Origin of the sequence: Mycobacterium sp. AT1, assembly GCF_002043095.1 — a bacterium.
In the GTDB taxonomy this organism is placed as follows: Bacteria; Actinomycetota; Actinomycetes; order Mycobacteriales; family Mycobacteriaceae; genus Mycobacterium.
In genome coordinates this window covers 15,936-37,907 of record NZ_MVOC01000028.1, presented here as the reverse complement: position 1 = coordinate 37,907, position 21,972 = coordinate 15,936, and the positions used below count along the sequence as shown (strand labels likewise).

The 21,972-nt window shown below is 67.9% G+C and carries 19 protein-coding genes; 8 read left to right on the top strand and 11 right to left on the bottom strand.

The annotated features are described in order from the left end of the window. Position 1 precedes the first annotated feature (1 nt). The gene (locus B1790_RS13895) at positions 2-1,189 is read right to left on the bottom strand and encodes a thiolase family protein (protein WP_079923808.1); all 1,188 of its coding nucleotides are present in this window, start codon (positions 1,187-1,189) and stop codon (positions 2-4) included. A gap of 97 nt (positions 1,190-1,286) precedes the next feature. Between B1790_RS13895 and B1790_RS13890 the strand changes: the two genes are divergently transcribed. Continuing rightward, a complete protein-coding gene (locus B1790_RS13890; RefSeq protein ID WP_079923807.1) occupies positions 1,287-1,763 on the top strand; it encodes a helix-turn-helix domain-containing protein in 477 nt (158 codons plus the stop codon). A gap of 69 nt (positions 1,764-1,832) precedes the next feature. On the opposite strand, the gene B1790_RS13885 is transcribed toward B1790_RS13890, so the two are convergent. The 8 genes from B1790_RS13885 to B1790_RS13850 form a co-directional block, all read right to left on the bottom strand. Continuing rightward, positions 1,833-2,654, bottom strand: a complete 822-nt coding sequence (locus B1790_RS13885; RefSeq protein WP_079923806.1) for a BtpA/SgcQ family protein — start codon at positions 2,652-2,654, stop codon at positions 1,833-1,835. Between the two features lie 44 nt (positions 2,655-2,698). Next, the gene (locus B1790_RS13880; protein ID WP_079923805.1) at positions 2,699-3,472 is read right to left on the bottom strand and encodes an SDR family NAD(P)-dependent oxidoreductase; all 774 of its coding nucleotides are present in this window, start codon (positions 3,470-3,472) and stop codon (positions 2,699-2,701) included. Continuing rightward, positions 3,472-4,557, bottom strand: a complete 1,086-nt coding sequence (locus B1790_RS13875; RefSeq protein ID WP_079923804.1) for an ABC transporter ATP-binding protein — start codon at positions 4,555-4,557, stop codon at positions 3,472-3,474. Before B1790_RS13875 ends, B1790_RS13880 begins: the two co-directional genes overlap by 1 nt. Positions 4,558-4,579: 22 nt before the next feature. After that, positions 4,580-5,395 carry a carbohydrate ABC transporter permease gene (locus B1790_RS13870; RefSeq protein WP_079923803.1) on the bottom strand — a complete coding sequence of 272 codons (816 nt, stop codon included), beginning with the start codon at positions 5,393-5,395 and terminating at the stop codon, positions 4,580-4,582. Then, entirely contained in the window at positions 5,392-6,243 is an 852-nt protein-coding gene (locus B1790_RS13865; protein WP_079923802.1) for a carbohydrate ABC transporter permease, read from the bottom strand. The genes B1790_RS13870 and B1790_RS13865 overlap by 4 nt, the downstream gene beginning before the upstream one ends. A 61-nt stretch (positions 6,244-6,304) precedes the next feature. Beyond that, on the bottom strand, positions 6,305-7,630 hold the full coding sequence (locus B1790_RS13860) for an ABC transporter substrate-binding protein (RefSeq protein WP_079923801.1): 1,326 nt from the start codon (positions 7,628-7,630) through the stop codon (positions 6,305-6,307). Positions 7,631-7,647: 17 nt separating this feature from the next. Then, positions 7,648-9,144 carry an FGGY-family carbohydrate kinase gene (locus B1790_RS13855; RefSeq protein WP_079923799.1) on the bottom strand — a complete coding sequence of 499 codons (1,497 nt, stop codon included), beginning with the start codon at positions 9,142-9,144 and terminating at the stop codon, positions 7,648-7,650. Next, the gene (locus B1790_RS13850) at positions 9,141-9,953 is read right to left on the bottom strand and encodes a DeoR/GlpR family DNA-binding transcription regulator (protein WP_079923797.1); all 813 of its coding nucleotides are present in this window, start codon (positions 9,951-9,953) and stop codon (positions 9,141-9,143) included. Before B1790_RS13850 ends, B1790_RS13855 begins: the two co-directional genes overlap by 4 nt. A gap of 158 nt (positions 9,954-10,111) precedes the next feature. Here B1790_RS13850 and B1790_RS13845 point away from each other — a divergent pair, with 158 nt between their 5' ends. The 5 genes from B1790_RS13845 to B1790_RS13825 are packed head-to-tail and all read left to right on the top strand — an operon-like array spanning position 10,112 to position 19,065. Further along, positions 10,112-11,041, top strand: a complete 930-nt coding sequence (locus B1790_RS13845) for a DUF389 domain-containing protein (protein WP_079923906.1) — start codon at positions 10,112-10,114, stop codon at positions 11,039-11,041. A gap of 54 nt (positions 11,042-11,095) precedes the next feature. Next, the gene (locus B1790_RS13840; protein WP_079923796.1) at positions 11,096-14,422 is read left to right on the top strand and encodes a DUF2126 domain-containing protein; all 3,327 of its coding nucleotides are present in this window, start codon (positions 11,096-11,098) and stop codon (positions 14,420-14,422) included. Further along, positions 14,422-17,103, top strand: a complete 2,682-nt coding sequence (locus tag B1790_RS13835; RefSeq protein WP_079923795.1) for a circularly permuted type 2 ATP-grasp protein — start codon at positions 14,422-14,424, stop codon at positions 17,101-17,103. Before B1790_RS13840 ends, B1790_RS13835 begins: the two co-directional genes overlap by 1 nt. Then, positions 17,100-18,011 carry a transglutaminase family protein gene (locus B1790_RS13830; protein ID WP_079923793.1) on the top strand — a complete coding sequence of 304 codons (912 nt, stop codon included), beginning with the start codon at positions 17,100-17,102 and terminating at the stop codon, positions 18,009-18,011. The genes B1790_RS13835 and B1790_RS13830 overlap by 4 nt, the downstream gene beginning before the upstream one ends. Then, complete coding sequence (locus B1790_RS13825; protein ID WP_079923905.1) at positions 18,004-19,065, top strand: putative zinc-binding metallopeptidase; 1,062 nt, start codon at positions 18,004-18,006, stop codon at positions 19,063-19,065. The genes B1790_RS13830 and B1790_RS13825 overlap by 8 nt, the downstream gene beginning before the upstream one ends. On the opposite strand, the gene B1790_RS13820 is transcribed toward B1790_RS13825, so the two are convergent. Next, entirely contained in the window at positions 19,062-20,087 is a 1,026-nt protein-coding gene (locus tag B1790_RS13820) for an aldehyde reductase (protein WP_079923792.1), read from the bottom strand. The two genes, B1790_RS13825 and B1790_RS13820, sit on opposite strands and share 4 nt — an antisense overlap. Further along, positions 20,080-20,562: a MerR family transcriptional regulator gene (locus B1790_RS13815; protein ID WP_079923790.1), complete on the bottom strand. Its 483-nt coding sequence runs from the start codon at positions 20,560-20,562 to the stop codon at positions 20,080-20,082. The genes B1790_RS13820 and B1790_RS13815 overlap by 8 nt, the downstream gene beginning before the upstream one ends. Positions 20,563-20,673: 111 nt before the next feature. On the opposite strand from B1790_RS13815, the gene B1790_RS13810 reads away from it, so the two are divergent. Next, positions 20,674-21,510: a DUF3097 domain-containing protein gene (locus B1790_RS13810; RefSeq protein ID WP_079923904.1), complete on the top strand. Its 837-nt coding sequence runs from the start codon at positions 20,674-20,676 to the stop codon at positions 21,508-21,510. A 39-nt stretch (positions 21,511-21,549) separates the two neighbouring features. Continuing rightward, positions 21,550-21,969 (top strand): TM2 domain-containing protein, encoded by a 420-nt coding sequence (locus tag B1790_RS13805; protein WP_079923789.1) that lies wholly within the window; start codon positions 21,550-21,552, stop codon positions 21,967-21,969. Positions 21,970-21,972 lie beyond the last annotated feature (3 nt).

Genomic DNA, 21,972 nt, shown 5'->3' with positions numbered 1-21,972 from the left:
GCTAGCCCAGCCGTTCGATGATGGTGGCATTCGCCATGCCGCCGCCCTCGCACATCGTTTGCAACGCGTATCGCCCACCACGCTGCTCCAACGCGTTGACCATGGTCGTCATGATCCGGGCGCCACTCGCGCCCAGCGGGTGGCCGATGGCGATCGCGCCGCCGTTGACGTTGGTCTTGGCGAGATCGGCCCCCGTGTCGCGAGCCCACGCCAGCACGACCGGGGCGAAGGCCTCGTTGACTTCGAACAGGTCGATGTCGGCCAGGGTCAACCCTGCGCGGGCGAGCACCTTCTCGGTCGCCGGGATGACGCCGGTCAACATGTACAGCGGGTCGGAGCCGACCACCGTCGTGGTGTGGATCCGTGCCAGCGGGCGAAGGCCGAGCCTGCGGGCGGCGGCGCCGCTGGTGATCATCACCGCGGCACTGCCGTCGGACAGCGGCGACGAGTTTCCCGGCGTGATCTCCCAGTTGATCTGTGGGAAGCGCTGCGAGTACGCCTCGTTGAAGAACGCGGGTCTCAGTCCGGCAAGGGTGTCGACCGTCGTTCCCGGACGGATGATCTCGTCGGTGGACAAGCCGGCGATAGGCGCCAGCTCGTTGTCGAAGAGCCCGTCCTTGGTGGCCCGCGCGGCCTTTTCGTGGCTGCTCGCCGAGAACCCGTCGAGCTCGGTACGGGAGAGTCCCCACTTGGCGGCGATCAGTTCGGCGCTGATGCCCTGGGGGACGAGGCCTTCCGGATACCGCTCGGCCATTCCGGCGCCGAAGGGGTCGCTGCCGGGGAGAATCGAGCTGCCCATGACCACCCGCGACATCGACTCGACGCCACCGGCGATCACGACGTCGTAGGCCCCGGCGAGCACCCCTTGTGCCGCGAAACTGATTGCCTGTTGGCTACTTCCGCACTGACGGTCGACCGTGGTGCCGGGCACGCTCTCGGGAAGGCCCGCCCCGAGGAGGGCGTTGCGGGCGATGTTCATGGACTGGTCGCCGACCTGGGTGACGGCGCCGGCGATGACGTCGTCGACCTGGGCGGGGTCGACGCCGGTGCGTTCGACGATTTCACGAAGGCTGTGCGCGAGCAGGTCGACGGGAAGCACGTCGTGCAGCGCGCCGTTGGCCTTGCCCTTGCCGACGGGGGTGCGGACGGCACCGACGATGACGGCGTCGCGATCCGAATAAGCAGACATGGTGTTCTCCTCGATGACTCGTCGCTGAGTACTACTATCTATACTTAGATGTAACACCTCGGTATAGTTCAAACAACCCAGCTAGGGAGTGACGTCCATGACAGTCCTGCAAGGCCGGCTCGCCGACCGCGACTCGTGGTCGCCGGTGGGGCGCTGCCCAGTCGAGAAGACGATGGGCCTGGTGGGCACCAAGTCGGCGATGCTGATCATGCGCGAGGCCTTCTACGGCACCACCCGCTTCGACGACTTCGCCCGCCGCGTCGGCATCACGAAGGCGGCCACGTCCGCAAGGCTCTCCGAACTCGTCGACGCCGGACTCCTCGCCAAGCAGCCGTATCAGGAACCCGGCCAGCGCAGCCGAGACGAATACGTCCTCACCGAACAGGGCACGGCGTTCATGCCCGTCGTGTGGGCGATGTTCGAATGGGGACGGGGTTACTTCGACGACACCCGGCTACGGCTGTCCCACCAGGGCTGCGGCGCCGAGGCGACCGTCGAAATCCGTTGTGCCGACGGTCACCACGTGCCACCAGACGAGCTGGCGGTGCGTGTCGCGGGACGCCGCTCCGTATAGCCGCGAGCAGACGCAAACGGCCCTCGATCACGCCGATCGAGGGCCGTTTGCGTCTGCTCGCGAGGTGGGTCAGACGAGCTGCTCCCGGAACTTCTTGGCCTCACCCATGAGCTCCTCGACCCGGGTGCGGTCGGCCCGGTTCTCGAAGACGCCGTCCTTCTTGAAGTAGGTGCCGACGATCGCCCCGTCGGCGATGTCGAGCTGGCTGCCCACGTTCTCGGCCCGCACGCCCGTGTTCACGAACACCGGTACCGCGCCGGCGGCCGCCTTCACCACCTTCAGCGCCTCGGCATCGGTCGGCGCGCCGGCGGTCGCACCGGAGACGCAGATCGCATCGGGCAGCGTCGCGAACACGGTCGTGCGCGTGATGGCGGCGAGGTCGCGTGCGGCAAGGTAGGTCGCCGACTCGGGGACGATGTTGAAGAACAGCTTCACGTCGGCGCCGCCAACCCGCGCACGGTGGCGTGCGACCTCGCCGACGTTGGTGTCCCAGAGGCCGAAGTCGCTGGCGTAGACGCCGGTGAAGATCTCGCGGACGAACTTCGCGCCGGTCGCGACGGCGAGGTCGATCGAGGCCCGGCCGTCCCACAGCACGTTCACGCCATAGGGAACTTCGAACGCCGGCAACAGCTCTCCGATGATCCTGGCCATCGTGATCGCGGTGATGGGTTCGGTCTTGGTGAGGTACGGCAGGCTGAACTCGTTGGACACCATCACGCCGTCGACGCCGCCGGCCTGCAATTCGTCGAGTTCTTCGCGGGCTCGCCGGACGACGGCGGCGATGCCGCCCGTGCCGTCGTACGCGGGGTCGCCGGGCAGGGCGGCGAGATGAAGCATGGCGATGACGGGCTTCTTCGTGGCGAAGACGTCGTCGAGCCAGGTGGTGCTCACGGGTGTACCTCTTTCGTTCGAGTTGTCGTTCTTCAAGGTCGCTGCTAGTCCATGTAGGCGCCGCCGTTGACGGCGAGTGCCTCACCGGTGATGAAGCGGGCGTCGGGGGAGAGGAGGAACGCGACCGACTTGGCCACGTCCTCGGGCTGCTCGAGTCGCCGCAGCGGGGTGTCGGCGAGCATCATGGCGCGGACGCCGTCGGTCGTGGTGCCACGGAGCTGGGCCTCCCACTCCAATTCCCTTGACTGCATGGGCGTTTCGACGTAGCCGGGGCAGACGCAGTTCACGGTGATCCCATGTTCGCCGAGTTCGTATGCCATCGCCTGGGTGAGTCCCACCACGCCGAACTTGGATGCGACGTAGTCGGAGAGGAACGGCACCCGGCCCTGCTTGCCCGCCATCGACGCGGTGTTGACGATGGCACCCGCCGTACCGCTGCGGACCATCGCCCTGGCGGCCGCCTGACCGCAGACGAACACGCCCTTGAGGTTGACGTCCATCGTCTGGTCGTACCGGGCGATGGGTGCGTCGAGGAAGCTGTGCATGAACGAGATGCCGGCGTTGCTCACCCATGCGTCGAGTCCGATGCGGTCGGTCACGTCGAACGCGACCGCGGCCGCGTCGGCCGGCGAGCTGACGTTCAGCACCGCCGATTCGTGCCGGACGCCGTCGTCGGAGGGGAGTGCGGCGGCGACCTCTGCGGCCGAGTCGCCGTCGACGTCGGTCACCACTACCTGCCAGGACCGCTCGGCGAGGGTGAACGCGATGGCTCGCCCGATTCCGCTGCCAGCGCCGGTGACTACGACTGTCTTGCTCATCAATGACGTCTCTCTCGGTGGGTGTCGTCGCCGACGATGCGTCGGCCGGTCTGTGCGTCGAAGACGTGGACGGTGCCCGGTCGGGCCGACAGCGCGACCGTGGCTCCCTCGGTGATCCCCGACATTCGGGCGGTCTCGACGACGCTGGTGAGCTCGGTCCCCCTCGCGTTGATCGTCACGATCGCCCGGGGTCCGAGCAGTTCGACCAAGGTCACCGTGGCGTCGCCGTCCTCGGTCGCCGTCGGGATCAGGTCGTCGGGCCGTACCCCGAGCGTGACGTCGCCGCTGGCGAAGCCCTGAGTGACCGAGAACGTGAAACCGCTTGGCAGCGTGAAACTCCCGTTGGTGAGCTGTCCGTCGAGCAGGTTCATCTTGGGACTGCCAACGAACGAGGCGACGAAGGTGTCGACTGGGGCGTCGTACACCTCGAGCGGGGTGCCGACCTGAGCGGCGCACCCGTCGCGCATCACCACCATGCGGTCCGAGAGCGTCATCGCCTCCTCCTGGTCGTGGGTGACGTAGAGGCAGGTGATGCCGAGCCGACGCTGAATCTGCAGCAGCTCGGTGCGGGTTTCGACGCGGAGCTTCGCATCCAGGTTGCTCAGCGGCTCGTCGAACAAGAAGACCGACGGCTCGCGGATGATCGCCCGGCCGATCGCCACCCGCTGCTGCTGACCGCCGCTGAGATCCTTTGGCTTGCGGGACATCAGCTGTCCCAGTCCGAGCGACTCCGCTACCGCGTCGGCCCTGGCGAGCGCCTCGGTGCGGGGCACCTTCGACGCCCGCAGGGGGAAGGCGATGTTCTCCCGCACGCTCAGGTGCGGGTAGAGCGCGTAGTTCTGGAACACCATGGCGATGTCGCGATCGCGCGGCTGAAGATTCGTGACGTCGCGATCACCGATGGTGATGGTGCCCGAGGTGACGGATTCCAGGCCGGCGAGCATGCGCAGCGACGTCGACTTGCCGCAGCCGGACGGGCCGACGAGAACGGTGAACGACCCGTCGGGCAGCTCCAGGTTCAGATCGCTGACCACGGGGATCGCGCCGTAGGACTTGGTGAGGTGTGCGAATCGGACGACTGCCATGAGTGGTTGGCTACCTACCTTCTTAGAACTTCACCGCGCCACCGCTGATCCCCTGCACCAGCTTGCGCTGAATGAAGAAGCTCGCGACGACGACGGGGACGACGGCGATCAGGATGGCGGCACTCATGGAGCCGATCTGAACGCCACGGAACGTGTTGAACCCGGCGATGGCCACCGGCAGGATGGCGGCCTTGCCTGGCGCAAGGATCAACCCGTAGAAGAGGTCGTTCCATGACAGCGTGAAGCCGAAGATGGCCGCGGCGCCCATGCCCGGGTAGACCTGCGGCAGAACGACCAGCCGGAAGGCCTCGAAGCGGCCGAAACCGTCCACCTGGGCCTGTTCCTCCAGGGATCGGGGCACCGCCTCGAAGAAGCCGATCAGGAACCACGTCACCACCGGCAGGACGAAACTCAGGTGCGCGAAGATCACGGGGACGAGGGTGTCGTTGAGCCGAAGCGCGTAGGCCATGGTGAGGAACGGGAACACCAGCACCGCCGGCGGAAGGACTTGCGCGGCAAGCATTCCGAACCGGGTTGCCGTGCCGCCGGCGCGGAAGCGCGCGATCGCATAGGCCCCCATGCCGCCGACCACGACGCTGATGCCGACCGTGACGAGAGCGACGACCGCGCTGCGCCCCGCGGCCGACAGGATGCCCGACGCCAGCACGTTGCGCCAGGCGTCCAGGGTGGGGGTGAAGGACAGCAGGAACGGATCGTTGAGTTGCTCGGGGTTCTTGAAGCTGGCCAGTGCGATCCACGCGATCGGGAACAGCACCGAGATGCCCGCCGCCCACAGCAGCGCGATCCGGCAGATGGTAAGGGCCAGTGAACTTCTCATGACTGCTTGGCCTTGTCCATCCGGCGGAACGCCACGACGATGATCGTCAGCACCACCACGAGCACCACGAACGCCATCGACGACGCCGATCCGAGACGGAAGAACTGAATACCGGTCTGGTAGATGAAGTACTGCAGCGTCTGCGTCTCGGTGCCCGGTCCGCCGCGAGTGGTGGCGAAGACGTATTCGAAGACCTTCATGGCGTCGAGACAGCGCAGCAGCACTGCCACCACGAGGACCGGCGCCAGGAGCGGCAGCGTGACCCGGCGCAACACGTACCAGCCGCTCGCGCCGTCCACCCGGGCCGCTTCGAGCGGCGCCTTGGGGATGGACTCGAGGCCGGCGAGCAGCAGCAACACCATGAACGGCGTCCACTGCCAGACGTCGATGAAGGCGATGGTGAACAAGGCCCGGCCCGGTCCGAAGAAGTCGTAGTCGACGCCGATGGCGTGCAAGAGGTGCGGGATCGCACCGATCTGGTCGTTGAGCAGGAACCGGAAGATCAACCCGACGGCGATCGGGGTGATGAACATCGGCGCCAGCAGCATCGACCGGGTGAGATCGCTTGCCCAGCGCTGCTTTTGCAGCGCCAGTGCGATGGCCAGGCCAATCAGCAGTTCGAACCCGACGGCCACCGCGACGAACAGCGCCGTCGTGCCGAACGCCTGCCAGAACGCGGCGTCGCCAAACGTGGCGGCGTAGTTGTCGGCGCCGACGAGCCGCGGAGTCCCGCGACTGGTCAGCTTGTAGTCGGTCACGCTGAGGTAGAACGCGTAGCCGAGGGGGAAGCCGACCACCCCGACGAAGAGTGCGACGAGGGGGGCGACCATGCCATGTTTGAACGTCACGGTCGTCGTCGCTCCTTTCGGGGGGTGGTCGGCTTCATGCGGCTAGCCCTGGGGGCGGGGGCTAGCCCTGGATCTTCTCGGCGGCGGCCTGCGCGGCCGCCAGTGCGTCGTCGACGCTCTTGGTGCCTGCGACCGCCTCGTTGAGTTCGGTTCCGACGGCCTGGATCATCTCCTCGCCGCTGGGACCCTGGCTGAGCGGCGCGGCGTTGCCGAGCATCTTCTCGACGGTCTTGTAGTAGTCGGCGCCGAGCGGACCGTTCAGGACGGCCGGATCCTGCAGTGTGCTCTGCCGGATGGCGGCGCCGCCCTTCTCGGTGCGCTGCACGTCGTGTGCCTTTGACGTGAGCCACGACGTGAACGCCCAGGCAGCGTCGGCCGCACCCGAGTTGGCCGGAATGGACCAACTCCACGAGCCGAGAACCTGCTTGCCGCCGGGGATCTCGGCCAGCTTGTACTTGCCAGCCGAGGGACCCGAGCCGGGTGCGTTGAGCGCGGGCAGGTTCCAGTTGTAGCTGATCATCGAGGCGGCCTGGTCACTGGAGACCGACCGGAACGCCTCGTCGAAGGCCCAGTTAAGGCTGTTCGGCGGCGCGGCGGTCTTGTACGTGTCGACGTAGGCGTTGAGGGCCTGCTTCGCCTGCGGGGTGTTCAGCGTCGGCTTGCCGTCCGGGCCGTAGATGGAACCGCCCGCGGCGAACAGCCAGTTGCCCCACTCCTCGAAGATCTTGTAGCCCCGCTGGGGTTGCATCGCGATGCCCGCACGGTCGCCGACCTTCAACGCCTTGGAGGTGCTGACCAGTTCGTCGAGGTTGGTGGGCACCGGAAGCTTGGCGGCGGTCAGGTCGTCGGCGTTGTACAGGTAGCCGAGGGCGTAGTTGTAGAACGGCACGCCGTACTTCACTCCGTCGACTTCTGCGATGTCGGTGAGCGGCTTGAAGAAGTCGGCGTCGTCGTAGTCCGGGGTGCTGGCGATGCGAGAGTCCAACGGCTGCAGGAAGTTCGCCTTGGCGAAGTCCACCATCCACGGGTTGTCGACGATGATGAGGTCGTAGGTCGGCGACGACGACTGGAAGGACGACACCAGCTTGTCGCGCATCTGGTCGTACGTCAGGGTCTCGATGTCGACCTTGACGTTTGGGTAGTCCTTGTTGAACTCCGGCACCATCGCCTTGACGACGTCGGTGTCCGGCACGTTCTCCATGAGGATGCGGACGGTTCCCGAGACGTCCTTTCCGACGTCACCGGTGCCCGTCGCCTGGGTCTGCTCGGGGCCGCCGCTGCCCGCGCAGGCGCTGAGCATCAGGGTGAGGACGGCCAGTAGCGCGAGGACGGGCGCGGCCAAGACCGGCCGCCTCCGCCGTGGTGTCGGGGGAGTCGTTGACTTCATTTGCGGCACAGATCCTTTCACTTGTCGAAATCTCTTCGGGGACGTCTCGCCATCGCGTGTGAGATGGGCGCCACCGCCGTTCCGAGGCGGCGCCAGTTCTCATATGCGTCGTCGTAGATTGCGCGTCGGGTCGGGTCGGGCACGACGGGTGGGTCGAAGCTGACGAACCGGGCGGCGTCGGACCAATCGTCGAGCGCCCCCACGCCGACCGCAGCGATCACGGCGGCGCCGAGGGAGGCACCGGGATGTCCTCTGACGGGCCGCATCTCGATGCCGAGGACGTCGGCGTGGATCTGCTTCCAGAGCGTGGACTTCGACCCGCCGTTGGTGATCATCACCCGGCGCGGTGCGATGCCTATGTCGGTGAAGACGTCGACGTGATGCCGGAACCCGAACGCGATCGCCTCCAACACCGACCGGTAGAGGTCGGCGCGCCCGTGGCCCAGGTGCATGCCGGCGAAGACGCCGCGGAGGTCGGGGTCGTGCAGCGGGCTCTTCTCGCCGAGGAAGTACGGCAGGCACAGCACCTCCGCCGGTGCGGTGGCAGTGGCGTCGACGTCGAGGTCGGCGAGGTCGGCACCGCCGACGAGCGTCTGAAACCATCTGATCAGGCTGCCGCTGGTGGCCATGCACCCGTTCGGCAACCAGTGGCCAGGGACGGGATGGGCGTCGAGGTACAGGCGTTCGTCGACCACCCGGGTGTCACTGGCGACCAGGATGTCGCCTGCGCCGCCGAGTTTGACCAGGGCGTCGCCGGGTTCGTTCACCCCCGCCGCGAAGGCGGACAGGACGTGGTCGGCGCCGCCGACGATCAGCGCAGTGCCCGCCGCCAAGCCGGTCGAACGTGCCGCCTCGCTGCTCAATTCGCCGACCTTGGTGCCAGGACGGTGGACGGGGGCGAGCTTGCCGGGGTCGAGATCCGCCGCTGCGAGGACGGGTGCCGCGACGTCGCCGTCGATGGTGAACAGTCCCGACTCGAGCGCCCAGTTCTGCTCGACGTGAACGTCGGCGCCGAGGGCCGTCAGCACCCAGTCGTAGGAGCCGACGAAGTGCGCGGTGCGCTCGTAGACGTCCGGTTCGTGCGTGCGCAGCCACGCCGTGGTCGGCGCCACCGACTGTTGGGTCAGCGCCGACCCCGTCATCGTCACCAGGTCGACGTCCGCCAGTGCTCCGGCGAGGTCGGCAACTTCACGGTGCGCCCTGGCGTCGTTTTGGAGGATGGCGGGACGCAACGGCTGACCGCGGTCGTCGAGCGCCACCACGGCGGGCACCATGCCCGTGACGGCGATCGCCGTCACCGACTCGCCCTTGATTCCGCTGGTGTGCAGGGCCTCTCGGATGGAGTCGACCACGTTGCGGTGCCATTGGCCGGTGTCGGCTTCGGCGTACCCGGGGCCGGGTGAGTGCAGTGCCGTCTCACGCGAGGCTTGGGCGACGATGCCGAGGTCGGTGTCGAAGACCACCGTCTTGGTGCCCGTGGTGCCGACGTCGACGCCGATGGTCTTGGTGCTCACAGCGATTCGACCTCGCCGGCGGGGGCGTCAAGTCCGTCGACGCACACGACCACGACGCCTTCCTTGCGCGCGGCGACCAGGGTCGGGTGTTCGGGATCGCCGTCGGTGATGATGACGTGAATGTCGCCCAGCGCGGCGATGCTGGTGAAGGTGACCCTGCCGAGCTTGCTCCGATCGGCGGCCACGATCACCCGGTCGGCGCGCGCGATCGCGGCGCGCTTCACTCTGCTGTCGGCTTGGTGGTAGTCGGAGATGCCGCGAAGACCGTCGATGCCTGCCACGCCCATCACGAACGTGTCGCAGTTGTATTGGGAGAGGGTGTCTTCGGCCGCGGGGCCAATCAGGCTGAGCTCGCTGGGGCGCAGCTCGCCACCGGTCAGCACGACGGTGGTGTCGGCTTCGTCGACCAGTTCCAACGCGGCGAGAACGCTGGGGGTGAGAACGGTCAAACCAAGGCGGCGCCCGCGGAGGGACTGCGCAACCGCCAGTGCGGTACTCCCGGAGTCGAGGATCAGCGTCTCGCCGGGCCCGATGAGTTCGGCCACTGCATCGGCGATGTGACGCTTCTCCTCTGCGGCGTTGGCGATCCTGGTCTCGAATGTCGGTTCGCTGTCCTTGCCCTTCAACGCGATGGCGCCGCCGACCACCCGACGGACGACGCCCAAGGCCTCCAACGCCTCCATGTCGCGCCGGATCGTCATCTCGGAGACGTCGAATTCGGCGGCCAGGTCGGCGTAGCCGACTTCGCGCTCCGCGTGGACGCGTTCTTCAATCCGCGTCCGCCGCGCCTTGGCGTCCACGTCAGGCACACCCAAACTGTGCAAAATTCACAGCGTTGATCTCCAGTTTCCTGCCGAAATAGCGAAATGAGTGACAGCGATGTGAATTTACAACAGGTTCGTGTGGAGTGCCCACATTTAGCGCCAGTTCGTTTCGACCGCGTGATGTTCGGGCTAACGTGCGCACCGTGCTGCACTTGCGTGTGATCGCGCCGGAGGACCTTCGCGACGAGGTGATCGACATCCTCCGCGGGGAGGTCGGCGTGGCAAATCTGTTGCTCTACCCTGGCGCCGCGCTCGACCCCGTGGGTGACGAGATCACCGCCGACGTCGCGCGCGAATGCGCCAACGGCCTCATCCGCCAACTCAAGGCCCTCGACGTCCAGCATCGGGGCGCGATCACCCTCGAAGTCCTCGACACGGTGTTGTCCACCCGCGCGCATCGCGCCGAGGACGAGGCGGTCGGAGATCCCGCCGACGCGTTGCTGTGGGACGAACTGATCGGGCGCACCCGCGAGGAGTCCACGCTGTCGGTCACCTTCGTGTTGTTTCTCACCCTGGCGTGTCTGCTCACCGCCGTCGGGGTCGTCACCGATTCCACGGTGACCGTGGTGGGCGCGATGGTGCTCGGACCGGAGTTCGGTCCACTGGCGGCGCTGTCCGTTGCGCTGGTGCAGCGCAGGCGAAGTCTGGCAAAGCGCGCCGCCACGGCCCTCGTCGTCGGGTTCCCGATCGCCATGGGCGTCACCGGGCTCGCCACCATGGCCGCCGAAGCGCTCGGCTGGTTGACCCTGGACAGCGTCCAGCACGTCAGCGAGGTCGACTTCATCTTCAAGGTCGGCCCCATCTCCTTCGTCGTGGCGTTGCTGGCCGGTGCGGCGGGCATGCTGTCCTTGGTCTCGGCGAAGGCGACCGGACTCGTCGGCGTCTTCATCTCCGTCTACACCGTGACCGCGGCGGGTTTTGCCGTCGTCGCAGCAACGGTCGGGGCGTGGGACGTTGCCGCCAAGTCGGCGCTCCAGCTCGTGGTCAACCTGGTTGGCATCGTGATTGCCGGTGTTCTCGTCCTGGTGTTGCGCCCCAAGGGCACCCTGATCGCCCGCGACGCCCAGGGCTGACTTCGCCCCCTTCGACGATGCACCCCCCGTCCGGGTGTGGTGGGATCAACGCCTATGGGAATCAAGGTGGGGCTGGAGCATCGGACCAGTTACACGTTCGACCGGCTGGTAGAGGTTCATCCGCACGTCGTCCGTCTTCGTCCGGCGCCGCACTCGCGCACCCCGATCGAGGCGTATTCGCTGCAGGTCGAGCCTGCCGATCACTTCGTGAACTGGCAGCAGGACGCGTTCGGCAACTTTCTCGCCCGGCTGGTGTTCCCCACTCGGACGCGCGAACTGACGATCACCGTCGGCCTGATCGCCGACCTGAAGGTCATCAACCCCTTCGACTTCTTCATCGAAGACTTCGCCGAGACGTGGCCCTTCCAATATCCGAAAGCGCTGCTGGAGGATCTGAAGCCCTACCTGCGGCCGGTCGACGAGGACGGCGAGGGCTCCGGTCCCGGCGAGCTCGCCAAGGACTGGGTCAGAAACTTCACCGTTCGTCCCGGCACCCGCACCATCGACTTCCTCGTCGCGCTCAACGGGGCCATCAACGCCGACGTGGGCTACAGCGTCCGCATGGAGGCCGGTGTGCAGACGCCGGACCACACCTTGCAGACCGCGATCGGATCCTGCCGCGACTCGGCCTGGTTGATGGTGTCGGTGCTGCGCCAAATGGGTCTGGCTGCCCGCTTCGTGTCGGGCTACCTGGTTCAACTGACGTCGGACGTCAAGGCGTTGGACGGGCCGTCGGGACCCGTCGCCGACTTCACCGACCTGCACGCCTGGACCGAGGTCTACATTCCCGGCGCGGGCTGGATCGGTCTGGACCCCACCTCGGCGCTGTTCGCCGGTGAAGGCCACATCCCGCTGTCGGCGACGCCGCATCCGGCGTCCGCCGCGCCGATCACGGGAGCCACCGACCCGTGCGGGGTGACGCTCGACTTCTCCAACCTCGTCACCCGGGTGCACGAAGACCCCCGCGTCACGCTGCCGTACACACCCGCCGCGTGGGACTCCATCGTCGACCTCGGCGCCGCAGTCGACGCCCGGATGGCCGCGGCCGACGTCCGGTTGACCATGGGCGGCGAGCCGACGTTCGTCTCCATCGACAACCAGGTCGACCCGGAATGGACCACCGACGCCGACGGACCGCACAAACGCGAACGGGCCTCGGCCCTAGCCGCCAGGCTCAAGGAAATCTGGGCGCCGCAGGGGCTGGTGCAGCGATCGCAGGGCAAGTGGTATCCCGGAGAACCGTTGCCGCGCTGGCAGATCATGCTGCACTGGCGGGCCGACGGGCAGCCGCTCTGGACCAATCCCGCGCTCCTCGCCGACCCGTGGGCCGAGTCTCCCGCCGACCCGGTGCCTGCCGATTCGGCAGGACGGGTCCTCGGAGCCGTGGCCACCGGGCTCGGACTGCCCGATTCCCAGGTTCGACCGGCCTACGAGGACGCCCTCGGCCAGTTGGCCGCAGCGGTTCGGCAGCCCGCCGGTGACCCGGTGGCAGGCAGCGACGACCTCGAGTCCGACACCCCCGACGCCAGAGCGAATCTGCTAACCCGGTTGGACCAGTCGGTCACCGAACCGAGTGCGTATGTCTTGCCGCTGCACCGCCGGGAGGACGAAACCGGTTGGGCCAGCGCGGACTGGCAGTTCCGACGGGGACGCATCGTGCTGCTGTCGGGCGACTCGCCGGCCGGCCTGCGCCTGCCGCTCGACGCCGTCAGCTGGAAGCCGCCCCGCGCCTCGCACGAAGCGGACCCCCTTGCTCCTCGCGGCAAGCTTCTCGACGACGACTCGGAGGACGTCGAACCCGAAGTCGAGGAGGCCGACGGCGCCCCCATCACCGCGATGGTCGCCGAGGTCCGCGACGGCGTGCTGTACGTCTTCCTTCCGCCGACCGAGGAGCTCGAACACTTCGTCGACGTGGTGTCGCGGCTGGAGGCGGCGGCCGCCGAGGTCAATTGTCCGCTGGTGCTGGAGGGTTACGGGCCACCGTCCGACGAGCGGCTCACGACGATGTCGGTGACGCCAGACCCCGGCGTCATCGAGGTCAACGTCGCCCCGACCACCAGCTTCGCCGAGCAGCGGCAGCAGCTCGAAACCCTTTACGAGCAAGCGCGACTCACGCGCCTGTCGACGGAGTCGTTCGACGTCGACGGCACCCATGGGGGCACCGGCGGCGGCAACCACATCACTCTCGGCGGAATCACGCCCGCCGAGTCCCCGATGCTGCGGCGGCCCGACCTTCTGGTGTCGATGCTGACCTATTGGCAGCGCCACCCGGCCCTGTCCTATCTGTTCTCGGGACGCTTCATCGGGACCACCTCGCAGGCGCCGCGCGTCGATGAGGGCCGCCCGGATTCGCTGTACGAGTTGGAGATCGCCTTCGCCGAGATCGCCCGCCTCACAGCGGAACCCGAGAGCGAAGACAATTCATTGCCGTGGATCACCGACCGCGCCCTCCGGCACCTCCTCACCGACATCACCGGCAACACCCACCGCGCCGAGTTCTGCATCGACAAGCTCTACAGTCCGGACAGCGCACGGGGGCGGTTGGGGCTGTTGGAGCTCCGCGGCTTCGAGATGCCACCGCACTTCCAGATGGCAATGGTCCAGTCGCTGTTGGTGCGCTCCCTGGTGTCATGGTTCTGGGACAAGCCGCTGCGCGCGCCGCTGATCCGTCACGGGGCCAACCTTCACGGCCGGTACCTGTTGCCGCACTTCATCATTCAGGACATCGCCGACGTGGCGGCCGATCTTCGTGCGCACGGCATCGCGTTCGACACCAGCTGGCTCGATCCCTTCACGGAGTTCCGCTTCCCGCGTGTCGGCACGGCCGTGTTCGACGGTGTCGAGATCGAACTTCGCGGCGCGATCGAACCGTGGAACGTCCTCGGCGAGGAGTCGACCGCAGGCGGCACGGCCCGCTACGTCGACTCCTCCGTCGAACGCCTGCAGGTCCGCTTGATCGGCGCAGACCGCGACCGGTACGTCGTCACCGCCAACGGATACCCAATCCCGCTGCTGGCGACCGGCAACGGCGACGTCCAGGTCGGCGGCGTTCGCTACCGGGCGTGGCAACCGCCGAGCGCATTGCACCCCTCCATCACCGTCGACGACCCGCTGCGGTTCGAGCTCATCGACCTCGCCAGCGGGACCTCGCGGGGCGGCTGCACGTACCACGTCAGCCACCCCGGCGGCCGGTCCTACGACAACCCTCCCGTCAACGCCGTCGAAGCGGAATCGCGACGGGGACGACGGTTCGAGGCCACCGGATTCACCCCCGGTCACGTCGACGTGTCCGACATTCGGGAGAAACAGGCCCGTCAGTCCACCGACGTGGGCGCGCCGGGCATCGTGGATCTGCGTCGGGTGCGTACCGTGCTGCGGTGATGGTCTTACGCACCAGCGGCCCGCCGGAGCCCACATCCGCCGTCTCCGGTCTCGGCTTCACCGCTGAGACCGGTGCCCATGACCTGTTGGCGAAATACGGGGCCGCTCGCGCACAGGAGTCGCTGTTCGACGTCCGTGAGGCGGCTGGCAGCGGCTACGACGAGTTCGTCGACTCGGCGGGCGGTGTCCGGCCGGCCTGGCAGGAGATGGCCGAATGCGTCGCCGAACGCGGCCAATTCGGCCTCGAGCGGCTGCGTTCGGTGGTCAGCAGCCTCGTCGACAACGACGGCATCACCTTCGTCCAGGTGGATCATCCCGGTGACGCCGTCACGCACGGAGACGGCACCCAGGTACCCGGTCCGTGGCATCTCGACCCGCTGCCCATGGTCATTTCCTCGTCGGACTGGGAAACCCTTGAAGCCGGATTGGTGCAACGGTCGCGGCTGATGGATGCCGTGTTGACCGACCTGTACGGAGCGCGCCGGTCGATCACCAGCGGTGTGCTGCCACCTCAGTTGTTGTTCTCCCACCCCGGCTACATCCGGGCCGCCCGCGGTATCGAGGTGCCCGGTCGGCATCAGTTGTTCATGCACGGAGTCGACGTCAGCCGCGGCGGATCCGGCGAGTTCCGCGTCAACGCCGACTGGACGCAGGCACCGTCGGGGGCCGGGTATGCCCTCGCCGACCGACGGGTGGTCGCCCACGCGTTCCCCGAACTCTACGAACGCATGGGTCCGCGGCCGGCGTCACCGTGGGCGCAGGCGCTGCGACTGGCACTCATCGACGCCGCCCCGGAGTCCGCCGAACAACCCGTCGTGGTCGTGCTCAGCCCGGGAATCCACTCCGAGACGGCCTTCGACCAGGCCTACTTGGCCAGTGTTCTCGGCTTCCCCCTTGTCGAGAATGCCGATCTGGTGGTTCGTGACGGCAAGCTGTGGATGCGGTCGCTCGGCACGCTCAAACGCGTCGACGTCGTGCTCCGCCGGGTCGACGCCGCGTACGCCGACCCACTCGATCTGAGGTCGGACTCGCGGCTCGGTGTCGTCGGTCTCGTCGAGGTGCTGCGCCGCGGTGCAGTCACCGTCGTCAACACCCTCGGCAGTGGGATCATGGAAAGCCCAGGGGTGCAACGGTTCCTGCCGCAACTGGCCGAGCTCCTCGTCGGCGAAGTTCCGCAGCTGACCACGGCGCCGATGTACTGGGGTGGCGTCGACGTCGAACGCTCGCATCTGCTGAGCCACCTCTCGACGCTGCTGATTCGACCGGTGAACGGTGGCGAACCCATCGTCGGACCCGCGCTGACGACCGAGGAACGCGACAACCTGGCGGCGCGGATCGGTGCCACCCCGTGGCAGTGGGTCGGTCAGGAACTGCCGCAGTTCTCCTCGGCGCCCACCGCGCATTCACCCAACGGCTTGTCGCCGGGCAGCACGGGCATGCGGTTGTTCACCGTCGCCCAGCGCGGCGGATACGCCCCGATGGAAGGCGGTCTCGGCTACCTGCTGGAGCCGGGCAACGCCGCCTACCGGATGAACACCCTTGCCGCCAAGGACGTCTGGGTCAGGTCTCCGACCAGGGTGACGGCCGAACGGACGGCCGCCCCCTCGGTGGATCTGCCGTCGATCACTCCGAGCCCGACCCGCGCGGTCAGCTCGCCGCGCGTGTTGTCCGACCTGTTCTGGCTTGGGCGCTACTGCGAACGGGCCGAGAACATGGCTCGACTGCTCGGCGTCACCCGCGAGCGCCATCACGAGTTCCGCTACCGCCAGGACATGCCGGGCAGTGAGTGCGTCCCCGTCCTCTTGGCCGCGCTCGGGCGCATCACGGGTACCGACACCGGTGCCTCCGGGGACGACGCGGAGATGATCGCCATCGCACCGACGACGCTGTGGGCGTTGACCGCCGACCGGCGGCGCGCCGGATCGCTGGCGCAGTCGGTGGAGCGGCTGGGGTCGGCTGCCCGCGCGGTCCGCGATCAGATGTCGAACGACACCTGGATGGTGCTTGCGGCAATCGACCGTGCCGTGCTGCGGCATTCGGCGATGCCACCGGATTCCCACACCGAGGGTGACGGCTATCTGGCGACCGCGCACAGCCAGACGCTGGCGGGAATGTTGGCGATGTCGGGCGTGGCGGCGGAGTCGATGGTGCGCGACGTCGGCTGGACGATGATGGACATCGGCAAGCGCATCGAGCGGGGCATCTGGCTGACCGCACTGATGCGGGCCACGCTCACCACGGCGCGCAGTCGCGGTGCCGAGCAGACGATTACGGAGTCGACGTTGGTGGCCTGCGAGTCGTCGGTCATCTATCGCAGGCGCACGCTGGGCAAGGTGAGCGTGGCTGCGGTGGCGGATCTGCTGTTGTTCGACGAGGAGAACCCGCGTTCGTTGGCGTATCAATTCGAACGGCTGCGGGTGGACCTCAAGGCGCTTCCCTCGTCCTCGGGATCCACCGGCCCCGAACGGCTGGTCGACGAGGTCGGGGCGCGGCTGCGACGGCTCGACCCCGACGACCTCGAGGACGTCACCGACGGCATGCGGCCCGAGCTCGACGGTCTGCTGGGCGCCATCCATGCCGACCTGCGGGAGTTGTCCCGTCGCATCACCGCAACGCACCTGTCGCTTCCCGGTGGGATGCAACCGATCTGGGGCCCTGACGAGAGGCGGGCCATGCCATGACCTCCGTGGTGGGGACGAGGGCCTACGAGATCACGCATCGGACGATGTACACCTACTCCGACGACGTGACGAGCTCCTACGGACGTGGTTTCCTCACGCCGCGGGACTCGGCCCGGCAGCGGTGCGTGTCCCATGAATTGCTGATCGAGCCCGAGGCGGCCGACCGGTCGACGAGCCGCGACGGCTACGGCAACGTCAGCTCGTACTTCCACGTCACCGAACGCCATCGGGCCTTGACCATCACCAGTCACTCGATCGTCGAGGTCGACCCGCCGCCGAACGAGCTGTACACCGGGGGAGCGGCGCTCGCGCCGTGGGAGATCTCCCGGCCCGTCGGCACCGACGGCGCCTTGGCCGTCGAATTCACCCTCGATCTGCAGCAGCCCGAGATCACCGACGCGGTCCGCGACTACGCCGCGCCCAGCTTTCAGCCGGGCCGGCCGCTCGTCGAGGTGCTCCGCGACTTGAACGCCAGGATCAACCACGACTTCACCTATCGGTCGGGTTCGACGACCATCTCGACCAGGGTCGCGGAAGTTTTGGTGGCCCGTGAAGGGGTATGTCAGGACTTCGCGCGGCTTGCGATCGCTTGTCTGCGCGCCAACGGTCTCGCCGCCAGCTACGTCTCCGGCTATCTCGCGACGGACCCACCTCCTGGAAGGGAACGCATGGTCGGGATCGACGCGACGCACGCTTGGGCGTCGGTGTGGACACCTCAGAACCAGTGGTTCGGATTCGACCCCACCAACGACGCGCTCGTCGATGAGCGGTACGTGGTCGCAGGTTTCGGCCGCGACTACGCCGACGTGCCACCGCTGCGCGGCATCATCTACACCGACTCGGAGAGCAGCAAGATCGACGTGTCGGTCGACGTGGCCCCGCTGGCCGGAGGTGTCGCCGGTGCGTGACTTCATCTGTCCCAACTGCGGACAGCACCTGGCCTTCGAGAACTCGGTCTGCCTGTCGTGCCGCAGCCGGCTTGGCTTCTCCCTCGACGACATGGCCTTCCTGGTCATCGCGACGGGTGAGGAGAGCGAGCACGGCGGCGCAGTCGACGCCAGCGAGTACCGGCTGTGCGCCAATCTCCATGCCGCCAAGTGCAATTGGCTGGTCAAGGTGGCTCCCGTGCCTCAGCTGTGCACGTCGTGCGCGCTGACCCGGATGCGCCCCAACGACGCCGACACGCAGGCAATGACCGCGTTCGCGATCGCCGAGAGGGCCAAGCGCCGGTTGATCGTCGAGCTCGTCGACCTGAAGCTTCCCATCGTCGGTCGCGACGTCGACCCCAACTACGGGCTGGCGTTCGACCTGCTGTCCAGTGCGATGGAGAAGGTGTTCACCGGACACGAGAACGGCGTCATCACCCTCGACCTCGCCGAGGGTGACGACGTGCACCGCGAGCAGCTGCGGATCGCAATGGCCGAGCCGTATCGCACGCTGCTCGGGCACTTTCGCCACGAGATCGGCCATTACTACTACTACCGACTGGTGGGAGTGGCACCCGAGTACCAGGAGCGGGCGCGCGAACTCTTTGGTGACGCCGAGGCCGACTATCAGGCCGCCCTCGACCGGCACTACAGCGAAGGTGCGCCACCTGGGTGGGAGCGCGACTACGTGTCGTCCTACGCCACGATGCACCCCGCCGAGGACTGGGCGGAAACCTTCGCGCACTACCTGCACATTCGCGACACCCTTGACACGGCCGCGGCCTTCAGCTTCGCCCCGGCCGGGGCGACGTTCGAGCGAAGGAACCTGGGCCCCAGCGGTTTCGACGCCATCATCGACCTGTGGTTGCCACTGTCCTGGGCGCTGAACATGGTCAACAGATCCATGGGCCACGACGACCTCTACCCGTTCGTGCTGCCTGCGAAGGTGCTCGAGAAGATGCGGTTCATCCACACCGTGATCGACGAAGTCACCTCCGACCCGGCCAAGCTCGCCGCAGCGAGGGGTACCGACTAGCGTCCGACGAGACCGCCGTCGAGCAGGCTCCGGGCCGTGTCGACCAGCGTGTCGGCCACCGGACGAGGTTGCCAGCCAAGCATTTCGGTGGCCTTGGTTGCCGAGATCCGCTTCGGCTCGCCGAGCAGTCCGGCCAGTTCGCGCAGCGCGGGCACGAACCGGGCTCCCGCCCGCACCAGCCAGTCGGGCGCCGTCAGCCGGGGCACGCGACGCCCCGCCGGACCCAGTCGGGACCGCAGCGTCGCGGCGGTCTCGGGAAACGACACGGGCTGGCCGGCCGCGGCCAGGAATCGTTCGCCGATCGCCCGCGGATCCTCCAACGCCATGACGTGGAGGTCGGCGACGTCACGCACGTCGACCACCGCGAAGGACGCGTGGGGCAGCAGCGGAGGTCGACCGTTGAGCAGTTCCTTGACGATCTGCACCGACGTCGCCAGGTCCGTCCCGAGGACGGGCCCCAAGATGCCGACCGGGTTGACCACCGTCAGCTCGACGTCGTTGGCGGCGGCGAACTCCCACGCGTCGCGCTCGGCGAGCGTCTTGGACTTCACGTAGGGGGAGTTGGGCGCGGCGGCGTCCGTCCAGTCGCCCTCGTCGTACGGCTCGCCCGTCGGTTTGGGGCTGTACCCGACGGCCGCGAACGACGAGGTCAGCACGATCCGTCGAATCCCTGCGGCGGAGGCGGCACGCAACACCCGCAGGGTGCCCTCGCGGGCAGGCACGATCACGTCGTCCTCGTTCTCCGGTTGGCGGGCGGGGAACGGCGACGCCACGTGCAGGACGGCGTCGCAACCGTCGACGGCTGCCGCCCAGCCGTCGTCGGAAGTCAGATCGGCCACGACGAACTCGAGCACGGCGTCGTCGGACGCCCGCCCCAACGCGGCCCGCACGCCCGCTTCGCGGCCCAACGAGCGGACCGTGGTGCGAACGCGGTAGCCACCCGACAGCAGTCGCAGGATGACGTGTCCGGCAAGGAATCCCGAGCCGCCGGTGACCAGGACCAGCCGTTGACGCTCAGCCATGGGTGGTCACCGCCTCGTCGGTGAGCAGGCGGGCGCCGAGGTCGAGGACCGTCTCGACGATCTCGCGTTCGGCGGCCACGTCACCGGCCTCCCTGGCGGCCCACATCTTCGCCTTGGCGGCAACGTAGCGCTCCCGCAGCTGCAGCCGGGCTATCTCGTCGCGCAATCTCACCGCGTGCGCCTCGAACAGCCTGCGTTGGTCGGCGGTCGCCTCGGCGCCGCGCCGAATGTTGGCGACGTACCTCCTGATGTCCGCGACCGACATGCCGCTTCCGCGTAGGCAACTCAGCGACTCGACGGCGCCGACGAGGTCGGCCGGATAGCGCCGGTGACCGCTGCTGGGATCCCTGGGCACCGCCTCGATGAGGCCGATGCGCTCGTAGTACCGCAGGGTCGACTCGGCAAGGCCCGTGCGGCGCGAGACCTGCTGGATGGTGAGGTCGCGATCAGCCGTCGCGACCGTGTCGTCGGTCATGACGTCAGTGTGCCGAACTTGAAGCGCTTCAAGTCAAGCGTCGGTCACCGATCGGTCACGGAGTCGGCGCGGCAGCCGACGACCGCCGCGATCGTTCCTAGGCTCGTCGGCGTGAAAGATCGATACGGCTCCGACATTCTGGCCAGGGATCCACACGCTGCGCGGCGAGTGCGGTCCACCGAGATGGCTGCCGACGTCGGCCTGGTCGTCGAGGACGTCGAGACCGGCTACGTCGGCGCCATCGTGCGGGTCGAGTACGGCCGGATGGTGCTCGAGGACTTCGACGGTCACCGACGCCCATTCACGGTGGGCCCCGGATATCTGGTCGACGGCAAACCGGTGATCCTGACCCCGCCGAAGGCCAAGGCACCCGCGGCGCCCACCCGCACGGCATCGGGTTCGGTGGCCGTCGCACCCGGCCGCGCGCGAACCGCGCTGGCCAGCCGCATCTACGTCGAGGGACGCCACGACGCCGAACTCGTCGAGCAGGTCTGGGGTGCCGACCTTCGCGTCGAGGGCGTCGTCGTCGAATACCTTGGCGGCGTCGACGATCTCGCGGCCATCGTGTCGGAGTTCAACCCGGGCCCCGGCCGTCGGCTCGGCGTCCTCGTCGACCACTTGGTCACAGGATCGAAGGAGGCGCGGATCGCCGACTCGGTGCGGCGGGGTCCCGGCGGGGCGAACACCCTGGTCGTCGGTCATCCCTACATCGACGTGTGGCAGGCGGTGAAGCCGGCCCGGTTGGGGCTCGAGAAGTGGCCCGTCGTCCCGCGCAGTGTCGAGTGGAAGCACGGCATCTGCGACGCGCTGGGGTGGCCGCACGCGACCCAGGCCGACATCGCGGCCGCGTGGCGTCGCATTCGCGGGAGGGTGCGCGACTGGAACGACCTCGAGCCCGCACTGATCGGCCGCGTCGAAGAACTGATCGACTTCGTCACCACCGGTTAGTGGTGGACGCCGCCCCGGTAATGGGACATCATCCGTGGCATGTCAGTGCCTCCGCCACCGCCGCCGCCCGATTCGAACCCGCCGTACCCGCCGCCGCCGTACGGTTCTGATCCGTCGTTTCCGCCGCCCGTCGGCGATTACGGCGGATACCCGCCACCCCCGCCGTACGGCGCGCAGTACGGCGGCTATCCGCCGCCGCCGTATCCCGGGCAGTTCGGCGTGGACCCCTGGGGCAGGCCGCTGTCTGACAAGAGCAAGATGGTCGCCGGTCTGCTGCAGATCTTCCTCGGCACCTTCGGCATCGGGCGGTTCTACCTCGGCTACAACGGCATTGCCGTCGCCCAGCTCGCGGTGAGCCTGCTGACCTGCGGCATCGGTGCGATCTGGCCGTTCGTCGACGGCATTCTCATCCTGCTCGGCAAGGTGCAGGACCCCAGCGGACGGCCACTGCGCGAGTGAAGT

Excerpts from the sequence above, each read along its gene's own strand:
- B1790_RS13895 (WP_079923808.1), bottom strand. The coding sequence starts at position 1,189 with ATGTCTGCTTATTCGGATCGCGACGCCGTCATCGTCGGTGCCGTCCGC.
- B1790_RS13890 (WP_079923807.1), top strand. The coding sequence starts at position 1,287 with ATGACAGTCCTGCAAGGCCGGCTCGCCGACCGCGACTCGTGGTCGCCG.
- B1790_RS13880 (WP_079923805.1), bottom strand. The coding sequence starts at position 3,472 with ATGAGCAAGACAGTCGTAGTCACCGGCGCTGGCAGCGGAATCGGGCGA.
- B1790_RS13875 (WP_079923804.1), bottom strand. The coding sequence starts at position 4,557 with ATGGCAGTCGTCCGATTCGCACACCTCACCAAGTCCTACGGCGCGATC.
- B1790_RS13870 (WP_079923803.1), bottom strand. The coding sequence starts at position 5,395 with ATGAGAAGTTCACTGGCCCTTACCATCTGCCGGATCGCGCTGCTGTGG.
- B1790_RS13860 (WP_079923801.1), bottom strand. The coding sequence starts at position 7,630 with ATGAAGTCAACGACTCCCCCGACACCACGGCGGAGGCGGCCGGTCTTG.
- B1790_RS13840 (WP_079923796.1), top strand. The coding sequence starts at position 11,096 with ATGGGAATCAAGGTGGGGCTGGAGCATCGGACCAGTTACACGTTCGAC.
- B1790_RS13835 (WP_079923795.1), top strand. The coding sequence starts at position 14,422 with ATGGTCTTACGCACCAGCGGCCCGCCGGAGCCCACATCCGCCGTCTCC.
- B1790_RS13830 (WP_079923793.1), top strand. The coding sequence starts at position 17,100 with ATGACCTCCGTGGTGGGGACGAGGGCCTACGAGATCACGCATCGGACG.
- B1790_RS13820 (WP_079923792.1), bottom strand. The coding sequence starts at position 20,087 with ATGGCTGAGCGTCAACGGCTGGTCCTGGTCACCGGCGGCTCGGGATTC.
- B1790_RS13815 (WP_079923790.1), bottom strand. The coding sequence starts at position 20,562 with ATGACCGACGACACGGTCGCGACGGCTGATCGCGACCTCACCATCCAG.
- B1790_RS13805 (WP_079923789.1), top strand. The coding sequence starts at position 21,550 with ATGTCAGTGCCTCCGCCACCGCCGCCGCCCGATTCGAACCCGCCGTAC.